Raw genomic sequence first — 20,454 nt, 5'->3', positions numbered from 1 at the left:
TCAAAGGAGGAGTAAGCAGGCCGTCGCGCCTCGGGATCTCGTCGGCGGACCGCCGGTTACAGGGGGGTGGGGTTTTCCCCAGGGTGTCCGGGCGGCCGACCTCATGGCGCGGGGGCCCGCCGCGCGGCACGCTGACCCGTATGACCGCACGCATCCTCTCCGCCGCCCCCACGCCCCCCGGTGACGGCGACCGTCTGCCCCCGGCGCGTTTCGCCTTCGACCGACACACATGGAAGGAGATAGCGCATCTGCTGGCCAACCTCCCCATGGCGGTGTTCGGCTTCGTCTATGTGATGACGGCGCTGTTCACCAGCACCATGCTCACCGTCACGGTGGTGGGTTTCCCGCTGCTCGCCCTGGCATTGATGGGCGCGCGGCTGATCGGGAAGTTCGAGCGCGGCCGGGCGAGACGGCTGCTCGGAGTGCGGATCGACGAGCCGAGCCCCTTGCCGTTGCGCAGGGAGAGCGGGGTCGTCCAGCGGCTGTGGATGGTGCTGAAGGATCCGGTCGCCTGGCGCACGGTGCTGTACGACGCGATGCGGCTGCCGTGGGGCGTCGTGACCTTCACCGTCACGCTGGTCTCGCTGTTCGTGCTGTGGCCGGTGCTGCCGTTCATCGCGCGCGGGCTGGCCAACGCGGACCGGGCGATGGTGCGCGGACTGCTGTCGCCCTCGGACGAGTTGGAGCGCCGTATCGCCGAACTGGAGTCGGACCGGGGGGTCGTGGTCGACACCGCGGCGGCCGATCTGCGGCGCATCGAGCGGGATCTGCACGACGGGGCGCAGGCCCGGCTGGTGAACCTGGCGATGGGGCTGGGCCTGGCGAAGGAGAAGCTGCTGGAGGGCCGGGCGGACGAGCAGGTGGCCGCGATGGTCGAGGAGGCGCACGGTGAGGTGAAACTGGCGTTGCAGGAGTTGCGCGATCTGGCGCGCGGGATCCATCCGGCGGTGCTGACGGACCGGGGTCTGGACGCGGCCCTGTCCTCCGTCGCCTCGCGCTGCACGGTGCCGGTGCGGGTGACGGCCGACCTCGGGGAGCGTCCGGCCGCGGCCATCGAGGGCATCGCCTATTTCACGGTCTCCGAACTGCTCCAGAACGTCAGCAAGCACAGCGGGGCCCGGTCCGCGTCGGTCGAGGTGTGGCGGACGGACGACCGGCTCCTGATCCAGGTGTCGGACGACGGCGGCGGCGGTGCGCGGCTGGACGGGGGGACGGGCATGCGAGGGCTCGCCGAACGGCTGGACGCGGTGGACGGACTCTTCGTGGTGGAGTCCCCGCCGGGCGGTCCCACGACGGTCACGGCGGAGCTGCCGTGGCGCGAGCGGACCGCCGACCAGGGCACGAGGTAGGGAAAACCCCCCACCGCAGAGACCGACGGACTCCATGGCCCACGCGACCGCGGCCGAGGAGGGTGGAGGTACGACAACGGACCCGGCCGGCCCGGAGAGCGAGGACACCGAGCAGAGCGGAGACGGCCGGCCACCCCGCCACACGCGCCGGCCACACGTACGCATGCACTCACGCACTCAGGCAGACACGCGCGCACCGCCGCACGGCATCACACGAGACGAGCAGAACAGGACCACGTCGATGGCCACGGAGTACGGGCACGGGCACGGGTACCGGGCGCACGGGACGATCGCCGGGGACCGGCCGCCGCATCGGCTGCCGGCCGGGCTGCGGGCGCCGTTCGAGGCACGCAGCCGGCGCGAGTTCGGCTATGTGCTGCTCAGCCTGCCCATCAGCGTCTGCCTGTTCGTCTACGCCGTCACGACGGTCGCCCTCGGGGCCGGCCTGCTGATCACCTTCCTCGGCATCCCGGTGCTGGCGGCGGCGCTCGCCGGCTGCCGGGGCATCGGCGCGCTGGAGCGGGTCCGGGCGCGCGCCCTGCTCGGCGTGGAGGTCGACGACCCCGAGCCGTTGCGGCAGAAGAAGAACGGCCTCCTCGGCTGGATGGGCGCCGTCCTCAAGAGCGGCGCGTCCTGGCGCCATCTGCTCTACGCGGTCCTGCACTTCCCCTGGGCGGTCTTCTCCTTCGTCGTCTCCGTCACCTTCTGGTCCTACGGCTGGGCCATGCTGACGTACCCGCTGTGGTTCTGGGTCTTCCCGGTCTACGCCGGCCAGGGCGGCCTCCAGCTGTACGGCGACGCGCAGCACCGCGTCTATCTGGACAACCCGTTCGAGATCACCGTGACGGCGCTGGTGGGACTGTTGATCACGCTGGCCACACCGTGGATCGTGCGGGCGCTGACGCTGGTGGACGGCTTGCTGGTGCGGGGGCTGCTCGGGCCGTCGCGGCTGGCGACGCGGGTCGTGGAGCTGGAGTCGGACCGGGGGGTCGTGGTCGACACGGCGGCGGCCGATCTGCGGCGCATCGAGCGGGATCTGCACGACGGGGCGCAGGCCCGGCTGGTGGCCCTGGCCATGGATCTGGGGCTGGCGAAGGAGAAGCTGGCCGAGGACCCGCAGGCGGCGGCGCGGATGGTGGGCGAGGCGCACGGCGAGGTGAAGACGGCGTTGCAGGAGCTCCGGGATCTGGCGCGCGGCATCCATCCGGCGGTGCTGACCGACCGGGGCCTGGACGCGGCCCTGTCCTCCGTCGCCTCGCGGTGCACGGTCCCGGTGCAGGTGGAGGTGGATCTGGCGGAGCGGCCGGCGGCGGCGATCGAGGGGATCGCGTACTTCACGGTCTCGGAGCTGCTGCAGAACGTCAGCAAGCACGCGCGGGCCACCTGGGCGGCGGTGGACGTGTGGCGGGTGGAGAGCCGGCTGCTGCTCCAGGTCGTGGACAACGGGGTGGGCGGCGCCGACGCCTCCGGCGGGTCGGGGCTGGCGGGCCTTGCGGGCCGGCTGAAGGCGGTGGACGGGATCCTGGTCGTCGACTCCCCCTCCGGCGGCCCGACCCGGATCACGGCGGAGCTGCCCTGGCGGGGGTGAACGCGGACCGGTACGGAAGCGGCGCGTCTGCCGTGCGCCCGGGGAACCGGGTTCACGGCATACGTGTGTGCCGGTGACTGTTCGGCTGTTGACCCGGTTCACAGCACGGGGTTGTGCGCCTTCGGCCCTCGTACGCGCCCCCGCTCCCCCGACCGCGCCCACGTACCTGCCCGCCGGCTTGCCAGCCGGTCCGCCGGCCTGCCCCCCGTCCCGCCGGCCCGCCGGGCCGCCCCCCGTCCCCCCCCTCCCCCCCGACCTGCCCGCCGCCCCGTCGGCCGACCTGCCCGGCTGCCCCTGCCCGGCTGCCCGCCTGCCCGCCGGGCCCCGTCCGATTTCCATGGACGGTGGGCACCGGATCCGAATGCTGGAATGCTGGACTTAGTCGTACGGGCGGCACGGGCGCGGCGGCGGGCCGTGGACGGAAGAGAAGCACGCTGTGGGGGGCCGAACATCGTGGAGGACAGGGTGCGGGTGGTCATCGCCGAGGATTCAGTGCTGCTCAGGGAGGGCCTGACCCGGTTGCTGACCGACCGCGGGCACGACGTCGTGGCCGGGGTGGGGGACGGGGACGCGCTGGTCAAGACGATCACCGAGCTGCACGCGCGGGGCGAGCTGCCGGATGTGGTGGTGGCCGACGTACGGATGCCTCCGACGCACACCGACGAGGGGGTGCGGGCGGCGGTGCAGTTGCGCAAGGCCCATCCCGGTCTCGGGGTGCTGGTGCTGTCGCAGTACGTGGAGGAGCGCTACGCCACCGAACTGCTGGCCGGTTCCAGCCATGGCGTGGGCTACCTGCTGAAGGACCGGGTGGCCGAGGTGCGCGAGTTCGTCGACGCGGTGGTGCGGGTGGCGAAGGGCGGTACGGCGCTCGACCCGGAGGTGGTCGCCCAGTTGCTCGGGCGCAGCCGTAAGCAGGATGTGCTGGCGAGGCTCACTCCGCGGGAGCGTGAGGTGCTGGGGCTGATGGCCGAGGGGCGGACGAACTCGGCGATAGCCCGGCAGTTGGTGGTCAGCGACGGCGCGGTGGAGAAGCACGTCAGCAACATCTTCCTGAAGCTCGGGCTGTCGCCCAGTGACGGGGATCACCGGCGTGTTCTGGCCGTGCTCACCTATCTCAACTCCTGACGAACTGACACTGTGTCAGGCGTCGAGTGGTGCGCCGGGTCAGGCACCGGACGGTTCGCCGTGCCGCTCGCCGTGCCGTGCGTCGAACCGTCCGAGGGGCGGGGAAATCCCGACAAGTCGCGGCGGCCGACTGTCTCAAAAAGCCGTCCAACGGGTGAATGACCCAAGGAAGGCGACCCTAACGGACGTAGGGTTGATTCTGCGTAGGCCGGCGGGACGGCCATGCCCGGACAGCGTCCTCGAAGGAGGTCCAGTTCAGTGACCAGCCAGGTCAGTAGTCCAGCGGAACAGGCCGACGAAGCCGACGAACCCATGGTGGGAGTGCAGCGCAAACCGGCGGGGACGAAGGATGTCCGGCGCTTGGACCGGGTGATCATCCGGTTCGCCGGTGACTCGGGTGACGGGATGCAGCTCACCGGTGACCGGTTCACGTCGGAGACGGCGTCGTTCGGGAACGACCTGTCGACGCTGCCGAACTTCCCGGCCGAGATCCGCGCCCCCGCAGGGACCCTGCCGGGGGTTTCCTCGTTCCAGCTGCACTTCGCCGACCACGACATCCTGACCCCGGGGGACGCGCCGAACGTACTGGTGGCGATGAACCCGGCCGCGCTGAAGGCGAACATCGCCGACGTACCGCGCGGGGCGGAGATCATCCTCAACACGGACGAGTTCACCAAGCGGGCGCTGGCGAAGGTCGGCTACGCGGCCAGCCCGCTGGAGGACGGTTCCCTCGACGGCTATCACCTGCATCCGGTGCCGCTGACGACGCTGACGGTGGAGGCGCTGAAGGAGTTCGGTCTGGCCCGCAAGGAGGCCGAGCGGAGCAAGAACATGTTCGCGCTGGGTCTGCTGTCGTGGATGTACCACCGGCCGACCGAGGGCACCGAGCGTTTCCTGAACACCAAGTTCGCCAAGAAGCCCGACATCGCGGCGGCCAACATCGCCGCTTTCAGGGCGGGTTGGAACTTCGGTGAGACGACGGAGGACTTCGCCGTCTCCTACGAGGTCGCGCCGGCCGCGTCCGCGTTCCCGCCGGGCACCTACCGCAACATCTCCGGGAACCTGGCGCTCTCCTACGGGCTCGTCGCCGCCTCCCGTCAGGCGGACCTGCCACTGTTCCTGGGCTCGTACCCGATCACCCCGGCCTCCGACATCCTGCACGAGCTGAGCCGGCACAAGAACTTCGGCGTACGGACCTTCCAGGCCGAGGACGAGATCGCGGGCATCGGCGCGGCCCTGGGCGCGGCCTTCGGCGGCGCGCTGGCGGTGACGACGACGTCCGGACCGGGGGTGGCGCTGAAGTCGGAGACCATCGGCCTGGCCGTCTCCCTGGAGCTGCCGCTGCTGATCCTGGACATCCAGCGCGGCGGCCCCTCGACCGGTCTGCCGACCAAGACCGAGCAGGCCGACCTGCTGCAGGCGATGTACGGCCGCAACGGCGAGGCCCCCGTCCCCATCGTGGCGCCCCGCACCCCGGCGGACTGTTTCCACGCGGCGCTGGAGGCGGCCCGCATCGCGCTCGCCTACCGCACCCCGGTGTTCGTGCTCTCCGACGGCTACCTCGCCAACGGGAGCGAGCCGTGGCGCATCCCGGAACTCGACGAACTCCCCGACCTGCGCGTCCAGTTCGCCCAGGGACCCAACCACACCCTGGACGACGGCACCGAGGTCTACTGGCCCTACAAGCGCGACCCGCACACCCTCGCCCGCCCATGGGCGATCCCCGGCACCCCCGGCCTTGAGCACCGCATCGGCGGCATCGAGAAGCAGGACGGCACGGGCAACATCTCCTACGACCCCGCCAACCACGACTTCATGGTCCGCACCCGGCAGGCCAAGATCGACGGCATCGACGTCCCCGACATCGAGGTCGACGACCCGCACGGGGCACGCACGCTGGTGCTCGGCTGGGGCTCGACGTTCGGCCCGATCACCGCCGCGGTACGCCGGCTGCGGGCGGCCGGCGAGTCGATCGCGCAGGCCCATCTGCGCCACCTCAACCCCTTCCCGCGCAACCTCGGCACGGTACTGAAGGGCTACGACACGGTCGTCGTCCCCGAGATGAACCTCGGACAGCTCGCCACCCTCATCCGGGCCGAGTACCTGGTGGACGCCCGCTCCCACAACCAGGTCAACGGCATGCCGTTCAAGGCCGAGCAGCTCGCCACGGCCCTCAAGGAGGCCATCGATGGCTGACCCCTCCCCGCGCGCCACGGACACGATCGAAGCGCTCGCCCTCGTCCCCAAGGCCGAGGGCCTGCAGTCGATGAAGGACTACAAGTCCGACCAGGAAGTGCGCTGGTGCCCCGGCTGCGGCGACTACGCCGTCCTCGCCGCCGTGCAGGGCTTCATGCCCGAACTGGGTCTGGCCCGGGAGAACGTCGTCTTCGTCTCCGGCATCGGCTGCTCCTCCCGTTTCCCGTACTACATGAACACCTACGGCATGCACTCCATCCACGGCCGCGCCCCCGCGATCGCGACCGGACTCGCCGCCTCCCGGCGGGATCTGAGCGTGTGGGTGGTCACCGGTGACGGCGACGCGCTGTCCATCGGCGGCAACCACCTCATCCACGCCCTGCGCCGCAACGTCAACCTGAAGATCCTGCTCTTCAACAACCGGATCTACGGCCTCACCAAGGGCCAGTACTCGCCCACCTCCGAGGTCGGCAAGATCACCAAGTCGACGCCGATGGGCTCCCTCGACGCCCCTTTCAACCCCGTCTCCCTCGCCCTCGGCGCGGAGGCGTCCTTCGTCGCCCGGACCATCGACTCCGACCGCAGACACCTCACCGAGGTGCTGCGCCAGGCCGCCGCCCACCCCGGCACCGCGCTGGTGGAGATCTACCAGAACTGCAACATCTTCAACGACGGCGCCTTCGACGTGCTGAAGGACCGCCAGAGCGCGCAGGAGGCGGTGATCCGCCTGGAACACGGGCAGCCGATCCGCTTCGGCACCGACCTCACCCAGGGCGTCGTTCGGAACCCGGCCACCGGCGACCTCGAAGTCGTCACGGTGACCGCGGAGAACGAGGCCGACATCCTCGTCCACGACGCCCACACCCCCTCCCCCACCACCGCCTTCGCCCTCTCCCGCCTCGCCGACCCCCACACCCTCCACCACACCCCCATCGGCGTCCTGCGCGCAGTCCAACGCCCGGTCTACGACGCCCAGTTGACGGAACAGCTCGACACCGCCATCGAGCAGAACGGCAAGGGAGACCTCGCCGCCCTGCTGGCCGGCGGGGACACCTGGACGGTGGCGGGCTGACGCCCCTGCCGGCGTCGCCGAGGGCCCGGGTGCGGTGGCGCACCCGGGCCCTCGGCGTCGGCGTCGGTCAGGTGCGCGCCTTCGCCTCGTCGTACGCCTCCCGCGCCTTCTCCACCTGCGCCATCCGCTCCTGCGTCCACAGGGCCAGCCCCCGCACCTGTTCGGCCGCCTCGCGGCCCAGAGCGGTGAGGGAGTAGTCGACGCGCGGGGGGATGACCGGTCTGGCGTCGCGGTGGACGAGGCCGTCCCGTTCGAGGGTCTGGAGGGTCTGGGTCAGCATCTTCTCGCTGACGCGGCCGATCGCCCGGCGCAGTTCGCCGAAGCGGTAGGGGCGGTCGAGCAGTTCGATCAGGACGAGGACGCCCCACCGGGACGTCACATGCTCCAGGACCAGGCGGTGGGGGCACATCCCCTCGCCCGCGACGTCGTACGCGCTCACGTTCTTGGTACTTACGGCCATGCCAGTACCTTACTTCAAAGTGGGTACTTTCGCTCAGTTAGCGCAGGTCCTATGGTTAGCGCTAACGCACCCCACAAGGAGTTTCCTCATGAGCATCGTCGTCACCGGAGCCACCGGACACCTCGGCCGTCACGTCGTGGAGCAGCTGCTGGAGAAGGTTCCGGCCGAGCAGATCACCGCCGTCGTGCGCACCCCGGAGAAGGCCGCCGACCTCGCGGCCCGCGGAGTACGGACAGCGGTCGCCGACTACAACGCCCCCGAGACCTTCGACGGCCTCTTCGCCGCCGGGGACAAGGTGCTGCTGATCTCCGGCAACGAGTTCGACAAGGGCCGCGTCGGGCAGCACACGGTCGTCATCGAAGCCGCCAAGGCCGCCGGCGTCGCGCTCCTCGCCTACACCAGCGCCCCGGGCACCCTCACCGCCGCACTCGCCGACGACCACAAGGCGACCGAGGAGATACTGCTCGCCTCCGGTCTGCCCTACGCCCTGCTCCGCAACGGCTGGTACAACGAGAACTACACCGAGAACCTCGCCCCCGCCCTGGAGCACGGCGCCGTCGTCCAGGCCGCCGGCGACGGCCGGGTCGCCTCGGCGGCGCGCGCCGACTACGCCGCCGCCGCCGTCGCGGTGCTGACCGGTGAGGGCCACGAGAACAAGACGTACGAGCTCAGCGGCGACACCGCCTGGACCTTCGCCGAGTACGCCGCCGCGCTGAGCGAGCACTCCGGCAAGGAGATCGCGTACACCTCCGTCCCGGTCGAGGCCTACGCCTCCATCCTGACCGGCGCCGGAGTGCCCGCGCCGCTCGCCGCGATCCTGGCCGGCGTGGACGCCTCCATCGAGAAGGGCGAGCTGGGCGTCGTCACCGGCGACCTGTCCCGGCTGACCGGCCGTGCCACCACGCCGATCACCGAGTCCATCGTCTCAGCGCTCAAGGGCTGACCGCCCCGTGGGGTACCCCGGGGGTGCCCCGGCCCGCGCGCCCTCGCCTCCGCACCCTTGCCTGCCTACGCCCGCCTGTCATGACCGTATGCCGATACGCGCATGACAGGCGGGGGCGCCCGGAGCTACCTTCGTGCTGCCGTGAAACAGAGCGGCCAGGCGCGAGGAGGGACCCGTGAACGGGAAGCCGAAGGGCGAGCGGCACACAGGACTGCTGAACGGCTTCGCGGCATACGGCATGTGGGGCCTCGTCCCGCTCTTCTGGCCCCTGCTGAAGCCGGCCGGGGCCGCCGAGATCCTCGCCCACCGCATGGTCTGGTCGCTCGCGTTCGTCGCCGTCGCGCTGATCGTGCTGCGCCGCTGGGCGTGGGCCGGGGAACTGCTGCGCCAGCCAAGCAAGTTGGGGCTCGTGACCGTCGCCGCCGCGGTCATCACCGTCAACTGGGGCGTCTACATCTGGGCCGTGAACAGCGGCCACGTCGTCGAGGCCTCGCTCGGCTACTTCATCAATCCGCTCGTCACCATCGCCATGGGCGTGCTGCTGCTGAAGGAACGGCTGCGGCCCGTGCAGTGGACCGCGGTCGGCGTCGGTTTCGCGGCGGTGCTCGTCCTGACCATCGGGTACGGACAGCCGCCCTGGATCTCCCTCTGCCTGGCGTTCTCCTTCGCGACCTACGGCCTGGTGAAGAAGAAGGTCAACCTCGGCGGGGTCGAGTCGCTGGCCGCCGAGACCGCGATCCAGTTCCTGCCCGCGCTCGCCTATCTGCTGTGGCTCTCCGCGCACGGGGGCGCCACCTTCGGCAGCGAGGGCTCCGGACATGCGGTGCTGCTGGCCTCGACCGGGCTCGTCACGGCCCTCCCCCTCGTCTGCTTCGGCGCCGCCGCGATCCGGGTGCCGCTGTCGACACTGGGGCTGCTGCAGTATCTGGCGCCGGTGTTCCAGTTCCTCCTCGGGGTCTTCTACTTCCACGAGGCGATGCCGGCCGAACGGTGGGCGGGCTTCGCGCTGGTCTGGCTCGCACTGTCGCTGCTGACCGCCGACGCGTGGCGCTCCGCGCGCAGGCACGGTCGGGAGCGGCGGGCCGGAGTGACCGACGCGACCGGGGTGCCCCACGTGACCGACGCGACCGGAGCGGCCGGGGTGGCCGCCGTGACGCACGTGGCCGACGCGACCCCCGTGGCCGAGTGACCGGCACCACCGGGGTAGCCGGCACGACCGGTGTGGCCGCGGTGCGCGTGGGCCGGAGGAGTTTTCGTTGGGACGGTGTGTGCGCGGGTACGGCGAGTGGGGGGTGTGGCGGCGAGGGTGTGCTGGGTTGCTCGGGTGCGGCGTTCTCAACTCGTGGGCGGGTCGGACTATTTACGGGCGGCGCGTTCCGTGAGGCGGGTCATCCGGGCGCGGGCGGCGTCCAGTTGGTCGCTCTCTTCGGCCGCGGGGCCCTCCTCGGCGGCGAGTTCGGCCCACAGCCCGATCAGCTCGCCGCCCAGGCGCAGGCCCTCCTCCGGGTCGCGTACGGCGCGCCAGGCCGAGGCCGCGCTCTGGATGTCGCCGTAGGCGGCTTCCGTGTCGTCCGTCCGGCGGTGGATGCGGGCGACGTCGAGGCAGAGCCGGAAGGCGCGGACCGGTTCGCCGGCCAAGTAGGCGATGTAGGCGCTGAGTTCACGTAGCCGCAGCACTTCGGTGTGCTCGGGCCCCAGGGTGCGTGACGCCTCCTCGACGGCCTGCTCCGCCAGCCCGGCCGCTGTGTCGATCCGCCCCGCCCTGACGGCCTCGTTGATCCGTCCGACCGGCTCGGCGAGCAGCGCCGAGCCGCCGCCGTCCAGCGGCCCGTCCCCCAGTACCGCCTCGGCCACCGCGTCGAAGCCACGGACCGGAGTCGGCTTCACGTCGGATTCGAGTTCGCGGGGCAGCAGCGCGGGGTCGGGGATCAGCGCGCGGACGGGGGCAGGGGCGGGGTCCAGGGTGGGGACCGGTCCCGGTGAAGGCGCGGGCGTGGGCGTGGATGTCGAGGTGCCGTCCATCGAGGGCGGCGGGCCGAACGCGCCCGTCGGGGGTGCGACCGAGCCGGGGGGCGTGGCCCGGGGCGGCTCCGGGACGGTGTGCAGAGGGAACGTCGGGGGTGTCCCGGCCGTCCGCCCCCGCACCGTGCGCAGCCTGTGGGTCGGCGCGGACTCGACCCCGCCCGTGGCCGACGGCTCGGGGAGCGTGCGCATGACGCGGGTCGCCCAGTCGTCGGAGTTCCGCGGTTCCAGGGGCGCGGGGGGTGCGGGGGGCGCGGGCGCCGGGCTCGGCGGGAGGGTGGGGTAGGGGTCCGCCGTGAAGTGGCTGGAGCCGTCCGGGGCCATCCGGAGCGGGACGACGTAGCCGATGCGGTCGTCGCGGATCGTGGCGAGGACCGGGTGGCCGGCGGCGACGGCGATGCGGTGCAGATGGTTGAGGACCGCGTGCTGGATCTCCTCGCCGGGCGCCACGGTGACGGGCACGCCGCCGATCGAGGCGCCGCCCACGCCGGGACCGTCCACCGGCACGCGGACGTCGAACGGCGATGGGACGGCGACGTCCGCCGGCAGCCCGGCGCGCTTCTGTTCCCGCTTCTTCTCGCGGCTGAGTCGAGACATTGGTTCCCTCACTCGGATGCGCCGGAAAGCCCACCGACGGCAGGTGCGGGTTCCATGGTGCCCCCTCCCGCCGACGGGGTTCGGCCCCCGGCGCCAAGATCCGTCCGTACCCGTACTGTTGAGTCTCTCCGCCCGCCGCCGGTGCGCGCGTCACCACGGCGTCACAGCCTCGTCCCAGGCGCTCACGCCCGTCGCGTACGGGTGCGCGCCCCGGCCAGGACCGGCGGGGCGACGAGGAGGGAGAGCGACATGGGGACAGACGTACGCCTGGGGCCGGAGATCTGGCTCCGTGGACCGGTCGGCGCGGACGTCGGCACCGGTGCGCCGGCCCGGACTCCCGGCGTGCCCGGCGGTTCCCCGGTCACGGCCCGGCGTTTCTCCTGGGTCGGCACCCACGGCGGCTCCGGCGCCACCACCCTCGCGGCCGTCTACGGCGGTCACGACTGCGGACGCGGGTGGCCCGGCCCGGAGGATCCCGCGTCCGTGCTGCTCGTCGCCCGGACGCACGCGGCGGGCCTCGACGCGGTCTCCCGTGCACTGGAACTGTTCCGTCGGCGCGAGGTGCCGGCCGGGCTGGATCTCGACGCGGTCGTTCTCGTGGCGGACGCGCCGGGCCGGCTGCCACGTCCGCTCGCCGCGTACGTCAGGGCGGTCGAGTCGGTCATCGATGTGTACCGCGTGCCCTGGGTGCCGGCCTGGCGGCTCGGCGTCCGCGCCGGTGGCCCCCCGCGCGAGACCGAACCGCTGGCCCGCCTCACCGGGGCGCCGACCGGGCGACACTGAGTCCTGGCCGCGGCCGGCACCCACCTCGGCCGAAAAAGCGTGTCACTTAACGCCTGAGTGTCACATTTTTTCGGCCACCACCCCCTCCCTCCTCCCCTCCCTTCCCTCTGTCTCTTCTCCCTCCGCCTCACGTCTCCGCGCACGGCACCCATGGACAGATGCTTGTACGTGCATATAATGCATGCACGTGTATTTGTCGCAAGCCGATTACCTGGGGGACCCATGACCCGCCGTTTCCTCTTCGTCCTGGGCAGTGCCCGGCGCGACGGCAACACCGAGTCGCTCGCTCGCCGCGCGGCCGAACAGCTGCCCGCCGACGTCGAGCAGCGGTGGCTGCGGCTCACCGAGCATCCGCTGCCCGACTTCGTGGACATCCGGCACGACGGGCCCGTACAGCCGGCCGAGGACGAGAACGTCCGGCTGCTCCTGGACGCCACCCTCGCCGCGACGGACATCGTGATCGCCTCGCCGGTGTACTGGTACTCCGTCTCCGGCCTCACCAAGCGCTACCTGGACTACTGGTCCGACTGGCTGCGCGTCCCCGGCGCCGACTTCCGGGCGACCCTCGCCGGACGCACCCTGTGGGGCGTCTCCGCCCTCGCCGACGACCGGGCCGAGGTGGGCGACCCGCTGACCGGCACGCTCAACAACTCCGCCGCGTACCTGAGGATGCGCTTCGGCGGAGTGCTCTTCGGCAACGGCAGCGCACGCGGCGACGTACTGAAGGACACGGAGGCGCTGGCGCGGGCCGCGACCTTCTTCGCCCGGGAGCCGGCCCCCGCCCGCTTCCTCTACGAGCACGAGCGGGACGCCCCGTCCGTGCCCACCGCGGTCTGACGCGCCGAGCGGTCCTCCCGGCCGTCCCCCGCTACGCGGTGATGTCCTTCGTCGTGAACCTCGCCCACGCGGCCGATCCGAACACCGCCGCGTACAGAACCTGGAGGCCCAGGTTCTTGACCAGGTCGTCCCAGTAGACGGGGTCGCGCATGAGGTCGGCGAAGGAAAGCCAGTAGTGGGAGAAGAAGTACGGCTGGAGCGCGTGCAGTTGAGGAATCTGGTCGAGGATCTGGACGGTGATCAGCAGACCCACCGTCGTCGCCATCGCCGCGATGCCGCTGTTGGTCAGGGTGGAGACGAACAGGCCCAGAGCCGCCACCCCGGTCAGCGAGGCCGCGACCACGAGCGCGATCAGCAGGGCGCGGCCGAGTCCGTCGGCGAGGCTGATCCGGGTGCCGGAGATCGTCGTCAGCTCGCCCAGCGGGAAGAGCAGGGCGCCCACCGTGAGCGCCGAGACCGCCACCACCACCGTCGCCACCAGGCAGAACGTCATCGTCGTCGCGTACTTGGTGAGCAGCAGGCGGGTGCGGCCGGCCGGGGCGACCAGCAGGTAGCGCAGGGTGCCCGCGCTCGCCTCGCCCGCTATCGCGTCGCCCGCCACGACCCCGATCGCCATCGGCAGGAAGAAGGGGAGGGTGGCGGCGAGCGCGGTGAAGACCAGGAAGAGGCCGTTGTTGGTGATCTGCGCGATGAACGCCGGTCCCCCGCCGTCGCCGCCGCCGGGGCGCGAACCGCCCCCGGTCTCCAGCTTGACCGCGATCCCGACCAGTACCGGCACGGCGGCCAGCACGCCCAGCAGGGCGAGCGTGCGCCAGCGGCGGAACGTCGTCAGCAGTTCGCTGCGCAGCAGTCCGAAGGTCCACAGGACGCGGGGCGCGCGCGGCGCCGCCTCAGCCCGCGACATCGAAGCCCTCCCCGGTGAGTGCCACGAACGCGTCCTCCAGGGAGGCCCGTTCGACGCCGAAGGCGCGGACCCGGACGCCCGCCCCGACCAGTGCCGCGTTCACCTCGGCGAGGTCGCGGTCCGGTGGTTCGCCCGTCACCCGGTCCTCCGTGACGACCACGTCGGCGGCGCCCTGCTCCTTGAGCACCCGGGCCGCGTCCACGGTGTCGGGTGTCGTCACGGAGAGCCGGCCGCGGGTACCCGCCGCGAGCTCGGCCACGGAGCCCTGGGTGAGCAGTCGGCCCCGGGCCATCACCGCCGCGTGCGTGCACACCTGCTCGATCTCGTCGAGGAGGTGGGAGGAGAGGAAGACGGTCGTGCCGTCCGAGGCCAACTCCCTGATCAGGGAACGGATTTCGCGCATTCCCTGCGGGTCGAGGCCGTTGGTCGGCTCGTCCAGGACCAGCAGTCTGCGGGGCTGGAGCAGCGCCGCCGCGAGGGCCAGCCGCTGCTTCATGCCGAGGGAGTAGGCCTTCGCGCGCTTCGCCGAGGCCGCCGTGAGGCCGACCCGGTCCAGCGCGGCGGCGACGCGGGTGCGCCGGGTGCGGGGGTCGGCGGTCGGGTCGGCGGCGTCGTAGCGCAGGAGGTTGTCCCGGCCGGAGAGGAAGCCGTAGAGGGCCGGGCCCTCGATCAGGGCGCCGACGTGGGGCAGGACCGTGCGGGCGGAGCCGGGCATGGGGCGGTCCAGGACGCGGGCCGTGCCCGAGGTGGGTGCGATCAGGCCCATCAGCATGCGGATGGTGGTGGTCTTGCCCGAGCCGTTGGGGCCGAGGAAGCCGAAGACGCTGCCCGCCGGGACGGTCAGGTCGAGACCGTCCACGGCGAGCTGTCCGCCGCGGTAGCGCTTGGTGAGGCCGCGGGTGGCGATCACGCCCGCGCCCGAGGTGGCCTCCTCGGGCTCCGGTCGCGTGGCGGACCCCTCGGCCATCGGCTCCCTCGATTCCCTCAACTCATGGGCGTCGTACGGTACTCACTTCGCCGCGTCGGCCGCCTTCACCAGCGCGCTCTTGTTCACCGCTCCCACGTACACCGTGCCGTCGTCCGTGACGAGGGCGTTGACCAGGCGGGTCGAGAAGACCGTGCCCGAGCCGAACTTGCCCTTGACCTGGTCGCCGAGCGAGCCGAGGAAGCCGCCGAGGTCACCGCCGCCGGACGAGGCGCCGGACGGGATGCCCTGGCCGCCGGTGTCGAGGACGGCGACCGAGTTCCAGCCCTTGCCGAGGACCTTGAGGCCGTCGGGGCCCTTGCCGAGGTCGCCCTTCGAGCCCTTGGACGGCGCGGGAGCCTTGGACGGCGCGTTGGCGGAGTCGGGGACCTTGGCGGCGTGGTCTCCCTCGGTGACCTTCGCGCCCTTGGGCGTGGTGAAGTCGAAGGTCGAAGCGGCCGGCCTGGCGAAGCTGATCCGGGTGAAACCGGCGTCGACGACGGCGGCGCCGCCGCTCGCCGGGGTCAGCGTGAACTTCAGCGGCAGGCCCGTCCTGGCGTCCACCGCGACACTGATCGCGCCGACCGTGGTACCCGACTGCCTGGGCTTGATGAGGAGCTTGTAGGCGTCCCGGCCGGCCACCTGCTCGGTACCGTCGACGGTGACGGAGGTGGTGGCGTCGACCGCCTTCAGGGCCTCGTTGGTGAGGTCCTTGGGAGTGGCGGGGACGTCGTCCCGACGGCCGGTGCTGCCGCTGCCCTCGGCGGCGGTGGAGTGGTAGACCTCGTTGGATCGGCTGTCGTAGCCCCAGACGTCCTTGCCGTTGTGGATGAGGCTGTACTCGGCGGCGCTCTCCAGGAGGGAGACCTTCTGCCGGTCCGGGCCGTCGGCGGCGACGCGCAGGGTGTGGGAGCCGGAGGCCAGCTCGGTGAGCTTGGCCGTCGGGTCGGCGGAGGAGCCGTCGCCCCGCTTCGTGGCGCCCGACATCAGGCTGTTCTCCAGGCCGCCGAGGTTGGGCAGGCCGAGGTCGGTGCTGATCCGTACGGTGCCGGACAGCTGCTGGACGTCCGACTTGGCGATCTTCTCGATGAGCTGCTGGGCGCTGATCTTCGGCAGGTCCGGGTCGCCCGAGGCCGCGAGCGCCGGGACGAGCCCGATCGTCGCCGCCGCGACCCCCAGCACGGTGACCGGCACGACGTACCGCGCCGCCTTGCGCCGGCGTGCCCCGAGGTCGTCGACCTCCGTGGTGTCCGTGCCGTCGTCGGTTTCGTACGGTGCCATGTCTGCCTTACCTCCGTCGTCGGCGGCGGCTGTGGGTCTCCGCAGCGATCCCCTCAGCCGCCATTCTCACCCGAATCGGTGAGGAGTGGTGTTTTCCGCTGTCTCCATCTCACCAAATTCGCGGAGTCCAAGCGTCAGACCGGGGAGCCAACTCCGCGTACGCCTGGGGGATGACACGGGGAGGCGGCGCCGCCCCCGACCCGTAGGGGTTGCCCGGGCCGAACGGTGAAGGCGCCGCCTGTGCACGGCAGTTGATCAGCCCTGCACGAACACGTAGTCCGCGTGGTACGGCACGCCGACGATCGCGCCCGGAGTGCAGGAACCGGCCGGGGCGACGCCGCCGACGGTGTTCAGGCGCAGGACCGCGGCGGTGCGGGAGAGGAGCCCGTGCGCGGCGCCGGACCGGGTGGCGGCGAGTTCCACCTCGGGGATGTTGCCGGTGCCGTTCGGCGTCTTGGCTACGACGGTGCCGGTGACGGCGCTGCCGTCGGGGGCCACCCACTGCGGGACGCCGGAGTTGGGCTGGACGTAGGAGTGGGCGATGCCCTTTTCGAGGGCGGCGCTGACGTCCCGCTGGGCGAAGGCATAGCCGCCGGCGTCGGTCGGCTTGCATTCGTAGATCTGCTGCCCTTCGACTACGGGCGCCTGGAAGCTGCCCAGGACGTGCCGGAAGTCGACGGGGGTGCTGACGTGGTGGAGCCGGCCGTGCAGGGCGCCGGCCGAGGAGCCGGTCGTGGTCAGGTCGGCGGAGAACGCACCGGGGTCGGTCGTCAGCGTGCCGAGGAGAGCGGCGTCCGTGACCTCGACGGTGCCGGTGACGGTGTGGCCGGCGCTGTGGCGCAGCAGTGCGCCGAAGTCGATCGTGACGTCACCGGCGGCGTTCCCGTCGCCCTGGTGGATGCGGAGCGCGGCCGGGCGGCCGGTGCCGTGCCAGGTGACCGCCACGGAGACCCGGTCGCCCTCCACCCGGACGAATTCGAGCGCGGTAGCGCCCTCGTCGGCGCCCCGGAGACTGGCGGCGAGGACCGTACCGCCCCCGGACGGGTCTTCCTGGGCGTACGACGGGACGGCTCCGGCGGCGGCACCGGCCACGGCCGTCAGCCCGATGACCGCGGCGGTCAGACTCTTGCGGCTCTTCGCGAAGGTGGCGTTCCTACCCATGATTCCTCTGTCTCCCGCATCCCCACCGGCGACCCCTGCGCCGGCTTCTGGGCATGACTACGGAGCGGGCCTGACGGGAACCTCACTCCGAGCGGGTGACCTGGATCACATGGGGGCGGATGCGGCCGGCCGGGTCAGCCGGCGCGGTGGACCACCGCGTCGCACATCTCGGTCAGGGAGGTCTTCGCGTCGCACTCCGGGAGGGGGGCGAGGGCCGCCCGGGCGTCCTCGGCGTAGCGGACGGTGTCGCGGCGGGCCTGCTCCAGGGCGGGGTGGGCCCGCAGCAGGGAGAGCGCCTCGGCGTGCCGGGCGTCGTCGGTGAGGTCGGAGTCGAGCAGCTCGCAGAGGGCGAGGTCCTCGGCCAGGCCCAGCCGGGCGGCCCGCTCGCGCAGCAGGAGCACCGGCAGGGTGGGGATGCCCTCGCGCAGGTCCGTACCCGGGGTCTTGCCGGACTCGTGGCCGTCGGACGCGATGTCGAGGACGTCGTCGGCGAGCTGGAAGGCGACGCCGAGCCGCTCGCCGTACTGGGTGAGGATGTCCACGACCGTGTCGTCGCAGCCGGACATCATCGCGCCGAACCGGCAGGAGACCGCGACCAGGGAGCCGGTCTTGCCGCCGAGGACGTCGAGGTAGTGCTCGACCGGGTCGCGCCCGTCGGTGGGTCCGGCCGTCTCCAGGATCTGGCCGGTGACCAGGCGCTCGAACGCCTCGGCCTGGACCCGCACCGCCTCCGGCCCGAGGTCGGCCAGGATGTGCGAGGCGCGGGCGAAGAGGAAGTCTCCGGTGAGGACCGCCACCGAGTTGCCCCAGCGGGTGTTGGCGCTCTGCACCCCGCGGCGCACGGCCGCCTCGTCCATCACGTCGTCGTGGTACAGCGTGGCGAGGTGGGTCAGTTCGACGACGACCGCCGACGGCACGACACCGGGTGCGAAACGGTCGCCGAACTGGGCGGCGAGCATCACCAGCAGCGGACGGAACCGTTTGCCGCCCGCGCGCACCAGGTGCTGCGCGGCCTCCGTGATGAAGGGGACCTCGCTCTTGGTGGCTTCGAGCAGCCCCTCTTCGACGGCCGCCAATCCGGCCTGGACATCGGCTTCCAGAGCCTGGTCCCGCACGCTCAGCCCGAACGGCCCGACGACGGTCACGAGGGGTCTCCTGTCTGCTGGTGTCTCTGGGCGGTCACACGGTTTGTCGATAGGTCGCTGCCAGCACTCAAGTCAGCGTATCCGGTCAGCTTTCGATCACCCATGCCACCCACCCCGGCCAGGCGGGGTGGTATCGGATCACGACCGGTATGTTTTTGATCACCTGATAACAGTGGACAAATACCGATCGAAAAGGAAATGCCGCTTTCCATCGCTCCCGCGAATCTGGGCCATGCCGTCACCCGCGACAGGCGGTTGGCAAGGATTAACTGCTATTGCCCGATTTGCCGGTTCTCACCTTCCCGTGACTTGGGTCACGCGTTTCCGTGCGTGACCCGTGCGCCGACCCGTCCTCGTTCTTCCTTGCGCCTCTTGCCAGTTGACTCATGGCTGACGCAAAGGATCAAGTACCTCATAGACCCCGGACCAAGGTCAAAAGGGGTGAGGTGTGATTCCGCCACTTGTTCCCGACATGTTCTCTCGCATACGTTCCCGGCCTGTCGAGCGGAACGCCGAATCCTGCCGCCGCCCGGCATCCCAGTCACGAACTACTCGCACGGCAGGAGCGGGGGACCCAGGTAAGTCGCCGGACCGGCCGTGAGGCCGGACCGGCTCGGGGTTGAGCCACGTCCGCGAGGACGCGGCCGGGCACCTCCCAGCCCGAACCCGACAGCTCACCTCGCAGGCGACGGAGAGGAACCTCGACATGCCCGGAACCGCCCAGTCCCGACGCGCCCGACTCGTCCGCACCCTGGCCGTCGCCGGCAGCGGTGCGGCCGTGCTCGCGCTGCCGATCATCGGCGCGACCACCGCCTCGGCCGCCACCACGGCCACCACGACGGCCACCACCGCGTCGGCCACGACGTACTCCAACAACCTCGACGGCTGGATCCGCGAATCGCTCGCGATCATGGCGCAGAAGGGGATCCCGGGCACGTACGACGGCATCTACCGCAACGTGATCCGCGAGTCCTCCGGCAACCCGCTGGCCATCAACAACTGGGACTCCAACGCGGCGGCCGGCACCCCGTCGAAGGGGCTCCTCCAGGTCATCGACCCGACGTTCAACGCCTACCACGTGGCGGGCACCTCGTACGACCCCTACGACCCGGTCGCGAACATCACCGCCGCCTGCAACTACGCGGCCGCGGTGTACGGCTCGATCGACAACGTGTACGGCGCGTACTAGGAGTTCCGGCTCTCAGGCCCCCGGGAACAGTCCTTCGAGGACGACGGCGATGCCGTCGTCCTCGTTCGACATGGTGATCTCGTCGGCCACGGCCTTGAGTTCGGGGTGCGCGTTGGCCATCGCGACACCGTGGGCGGCCCAGTCGAACATCGGGATGTCGTTGGGCATGTCGCCGAAGGCGACGGTCTCCGCCGGGCCCAGGCCCAAGTGCCGGGCGGCCAGCGCCAGTCCGGTCGCCTTGGTGATGCCGAGTGGCTGGAGTTCGACGGTGCCGGGGCCCGACATGGTGACCGACACCATGGAGCCCACCACCCCGCGCGCCGTCGACGCCAACTCGTCGTCGGGCAGGAACGGGTGGCGCAGCAGCACCTTGCTGATCGGTTCGCACCACAGGTCGTCGCGGCGGCCCACCCGCACGGCCGGCAGCGTCGGGTGGGGCATCCGGTAGCCGGGCTCGATGAGGGTGAGACCGTCCACGCCGTCCTGGTCGACGGCCGCGTACACCTGGCCGACCTCGGCCTCGATCTTGCCCAGCGCCGTCTCCGCCAGCTCCCGGTCCAGGGTGACCGACCAGAGCAGACGGTGCGCGCCGGCGTCGTACAGCTGCGCGCCCTGTCCGCACACCGCGAGCCCCGTGGCACCCAGGTCCTCCAGGAGCGGTCGCACCCTCGGCGCCGGCCGGCCCGTGACCACGAGGTGCCGGGCACCGGCCGCCGCCACCCGCGCGAGCGCGGCCAGGGACCGGTCGGAGAGCGTGTCGTCGTCACGCAGCAACGTGCCGTCCAGGTCGGTGGCGATGAGCGAATATGCGTGGGGAGCGGCCATGATCAGAGAATAC

Annotated in this window: 18 protein-coding genes and 1 riboswitch; of the genes, 10 read left to right on the top strand and 8 right to left on the bottom strand. The window is 71.6% G+C overall.

Annotated elements, in window-relative coordinates; all coding sequences use genetic code 11:
- Positions 1 to 140 precede the first annotated feature (140 nt).
- The 5 genes from ABZT12_RS12580 (at position 141) to ABZT12_RS12560 (ending at position 7,330) form a co-directional block, all read left to right on the top strand.
- Positions 141 to 1,349 (top strand): sensor domain-containing protein, encoded by a 1,209-nt coding sequence (locus ABZT12_RS12580; protein ID WP_356381723.1) that lies wholly within the window; start codon positions 141 to 143, stop codon positions 1,347 to 1,349.
- Positions 1,350 to 1,590: 241 nt separating this feature from the next.
- Entirely contained in the window at positions 1,591 to 2,937 is a 1,347-nt protein-coding gene (locus tag ABZT12_RS12575; RefSeq protein WP_356381720.1) for a sensor domain-containing protein, read from the top strand.
- A gap of 465 nt (positions 2,938 to 3,402) precedes the next feature.
- Positions 3,403 to 4,062: a response regulator transcription factor gene (locus tag ABZT12_RS12570; RefSeq protein ID WP_356381900.1), complete on the top strand. Its 660-nt coding sequence runs from the start codon at positions 3,403 to 3,405 to the stop codon at positions 4,060 to 4,062.
- Positions 4,063 to 4,320: 258 nt separating this feature from the next.
- Positions 4,321 to 6,258: a 2-oxoacid:acceptor oxidoreductase subunit alpha gene (locus ABZT12_RS12565; RefSeq protein ID WP_356381717.1), complete on the top strand. Its 1,938-nt coding sequence runs from the start codon at positions 4,321 to 4,323 to the stop codon at positions 6,256 to 6,258.
- The gene (locus ABZT12_RS12560) at positions 6,251 to 7,330 is read left to right on the top strand and encodes a 2-oxoacid:ferredoxin oxidoreductase subunit beta (RefSeq protein WP_356381714.1); all 1,080 of its coding nucleotides are present in this window, start codon (positions 6,251 to 6,253) and stop codon (positions 7,328 to 7,330) included. The genes ABZT12_RS12565 and ABZT12_RS12560 overlap by 8 nt, the downstream gene beginning before the upstream one ends.
- 67 nt (positions 7,331 to 7,397) lie before the next feature.
- Here ABZT12_RS12560 and ABZT12_RS12555 read toward each other — a convergent pair whose 3' ends face one another.
- Positions 7,398 to 7,790 (bottom strand): helix-turn-helix domain-containing protein, encoded by a 393-nt coding sequence (locus ABZT12_RS12555; protein WP_356381711.1) that lies wholly within the window; start codon positions 7,788 to 7,790, stop codon positions 7,398 to 7,400.
- Between the two features lie 88 nt (positions 7,791 to 7,878).
- On the opposite strand from ABZT12_RS12555, the gene ABZT12_RS12550 reads away from it, so the two are divergent.
- Together ABZT12_RS12550 and rarD are read left to right on the top strand one after the other, a co-directional pair.
- Positions 7,879 to 8,733, top strand: coding sequence for an SDR family oxidoreductase (locus ABZT12_RS12550; protein ID WP_356381708.1), 855 nt, complete (start codon positions 7,879 to 7,881; stop codon positions 8,731 to 8,733).
- A 175-nt stretch (positions 8,734 to 8,908) separates the two neighbouring features.
- Positions 8,909 to 9,922 (top strand): EamA family transporter RarD, encoded by a 1,014-nt coding sequence (rarD, locus tag ABZT12_RS12545; RefSeq protein WP_356381705.1) that lies wholly within the window; start codon positions 8,909 to 8,911, stop codon positions 9,920 to 9,922.
- A 167-nt stretch (positions 9,923 to 10,089) separates the two neighbouring features.
- On the opposite strand, the gene ABZT12_RS12540 is transcribed toward rarD, so the two are convergent.
- Entirely contained in the window at positions 10,090 to 11,352 is a 1,263-nt protein-coding gene (locus ABZT12_RS12540) for a tetratricopeptide repeat protein (RefSeq protein WP_356381702.1), read from the bottom strand.
- Between the two features lie 249 nt (positions 11,353 to 11,601).
- Between ABZT12_RS12540 and ABZT12_RS12535 the strand changes: the two genes are divergently transcribed.
- Positions 11,602 to 12,135, top strand: a complete 534-nt coding sequence (locus ABZT12_RS12535; protein ID WP_356381699.1) for a DUF6668 family protein — start codon at positions 11,602 to 11,604, stop codon at positions 12,133 to 12,135.
- Positions 12,136 to 12,357: 222 nt separating this feature from the next.
- Entirely contained in the window at positions 12,358 to 12,972 is a 615-nt protein-coding gene (locus ABZT12_RS12530; protein WP_356381696.1) for an NAD(P)H-dependent oxidoreductase, read from the top strand.
- Positions 12,973 to 13,003: 31 nt separating this feature from the next.
- Here the strand turns inward: ABZT12_RS12530 and ABZT12_RS12525 are convergent, their stop codons facing one another.
- From ABZT12_RS12525 to ABZT12_RS12505, 5 genes are all read right to left on the bottom strand, one after another.
- Positions 13,004 to 13,876 carry an ABC transporter permease gene (locus tag ABZT12_RS12525; protein WP_356381693.1) on the bottom strand — a complete coding sequence of 291 codons (873 nt, stop codon included), beginning with the start codon at positions 13,874 to 13,876 and terminating at the stop codon, positions 13,004 to 13,006.
- Positions 13,863 to 14,843, bottom strand: a complete 981-nt coding sequence (locus tag ABZT12_RS12520; protein ID WP_356381691.1) for an ABC transporter ATP-binding protein — start codon at positions 14,841 to 14,843, stop codon at positions 13,863 to 13,865. Before ABZT12_RS12520 ends, ABZT12_RS12525 begins: the two co-directional genes overlap by 14 nt.
- A gap of 42 nt (positions 14,844 to 14,885) precedes the next feature.
- Positions 14,886 to 16,121 carry a DUF2092 domain-containing protein gene (locus ABZT12_RS12515; protein WP_356381689.1) on the bottom strand — a complete coding sequence of 412 codons (1,236 nt, stop codon included), beginning with the start codon at positions 16,119 to 16,121 and terminating at the stop codon, positions 14,886 to 14,888.
- 255 nt (positions 16,122 to 16,376) lie between these two features.
- On the bottom strand, positions 16,377 to 17,282 hold the full coding sequence (locus ABZT12_RS12510) for a DUF3455 domain-containing protein (RefSeq protein WP_356381687.1): 906 nt from the start codon (positions 17,280 to 17,282) through the stop codon (positions 16,377 to 16,379).
- Positions 17,283 to 17,416: 134 nt separating this feature from the next.
- Positions 17,417 to 18,427 carry a polyprenyl synthetase family protein gene (locus ABZT12_RS12505; RefSeq protein ID WP_356381685.1) on the bottom strand — a complete coding sequence of 337 codons (1,011 nt, stop codon included), beginning with the start codon at positions 18,425 to 18,427 and terminating at the stop codon, positions 17,417 to 17,419.
- A 500-nt stretch (positions 18,428 to 18,927) separates the two neighbouring features.
- Positions 18,928 to 19,130: riboswitch (cyclic di-AMP (ydaO/yuaA leader) on the top strand.
- Positions 19,131 to 19,133: 3 nt separating this feature from the next.
- On the opposite strand from ABZT12_RS12505, the gene ABZT12_RS12500 reads away from it, so the two are divergent.
- Positions 19,134 to 19,616 carry a transglycosylase SLT domain-containing protein gene (locus ABZT12_RS12500; RefSeq protein WP_356381683.1) on the top strand — a complete coding sequence of 161 codons (483 nt, stop codon included), beginning with the start codon at positions 19,134 to 19,136 and terminating at the stop codon, positions 19,614 to 19,616.
- A 12-nt stretch (positions 19,617 to 19,628) separates the two neighbouring features.
- Here ABZT12_RS12500 and ABZT12_RS12495 read toward each other — a convergent pair whose 3' ends face one another.
- Positions 19,629 to 20,441, bottom strand: a complete 813-nt coding sequence (locus ABZT12_RS12495) for an HAD family hydrolase (RefSeq protein ID WP_356381681.1) — start codon at positions 20,439 to 20,441, stop codon at positions 19,629 to 19,631.
- Positions 20,442 to 20,454 lie beyond the last annotated feature (13 nt).

The sequence above is a fragment of the Streptomyces sp. NPDC005423 genome (assembly GCF_040606415.1).
GTDB lineage: Bacteria > Actinomycetota > Actinomycetes > Streptomycetales > Streptomycetaceae > Streptomyces.
Note: the sequence above shows the minus strand (reverse complement) of the source record. Positions and strands in the feature narration are given on the sequence as shown.

Coding starts and splice junctions, on each gene's coding strand:
- ABZT12_RS12580 (WP_356381723.1), top strand. CDS start 141: ATGACCGCACGCATCCTCTCCGCCGCCCCCACGCCCCCCGGTGACGGC.
- ABZT12_RS12540 (WP_356381702.1), bottom strand. CDS start 11,352: ATGTCTCGACTCAGCCGCGAGAAGAAGCGGGAACAGAAGCGCGCCGGG.
- ABZT12_RS12495 (WP_356381681.1), bottom strand. CDS start 20,441: ATGGCCGCTCCCCACGCATATTCGCTCATCGCCACCGACCTGGACGGC.
- ABZT12_RS12515 (WP_356381689.1), bottom strand. CDS start 16,121: ATGGCACCGTACGAAACCGACGACGGCACGGACACCACGGAGGTCGAC.
- ABZT12_RS12560 (WP_356381714.1), top strand. CDS start 6,251: ATGGCTGACCCCTCCCCGCGCGCCACGGACACGATCGAAGCGCTCGCC.
- ABZT12_RS12555 (WP_356381711.1), bottom strand. CDS start 7,790: ATGGCCGTAAGTACCAAGAACGTGAGCGCGTACGACGTCGCGGGCGAG.
- ABZT12_RS12535 (WP_356381699.1), top strand. CDS start 11,602: ATGGGGACAGACGTACGCCTGGGGCCGGAGATCTGGCTCCGTGGACCG.
- ABZT12_RS12530 (WP_356381696.1), top strand. CDS start 12,358: ATGACCCGCCGTTTCCTCTTCGTCCTGGGCAGTGCCCGGCGCGACGGC.
- ABZT12_RS12520 (WP_356381691.1), bottom strand. CDS start 14,843: ATGGCCGAGGGGTCCGCCACGCGACCGGAGCCCGAGGAGGCCACCTCG.
- ABZT12_RS12500 (WP_356381683.1), top strand. CDS start 19,134: ATGCCCGGAACCGCCCAGTCCCGACGCGCCCGACTCGTCCGCACCCTG.
- ABZT12_RS12525 (WP_356381693.1), bottom strand. CDS start 13,876: ATGTCGCGGGCTGAGGCGGCGCCGCGCGCGCCCCGCGTCCTGTGGACC.
- ABZT12_RS12510 (WP_356381687.1), bottom strand. CDS start 17,282: ATGGGTAGGAACGCCACCTTCGCGAAGAGCCGCAAGAGTCTGACCGCC.
- ABZT12_RS12550 (WP_356381708.1), top strand. CDS start 7,879: ATGAGCATCGTCGTCACCGGAGCCACCGGACACCTCGGCCGTCACGTC.
- ABZT12_RS12575 (WP_356381720.1), top strand. CDS start 1,591: ATGGCCACGGAGTACGGGCACGGGCACGGGTACCGGGCGCACGGGACG.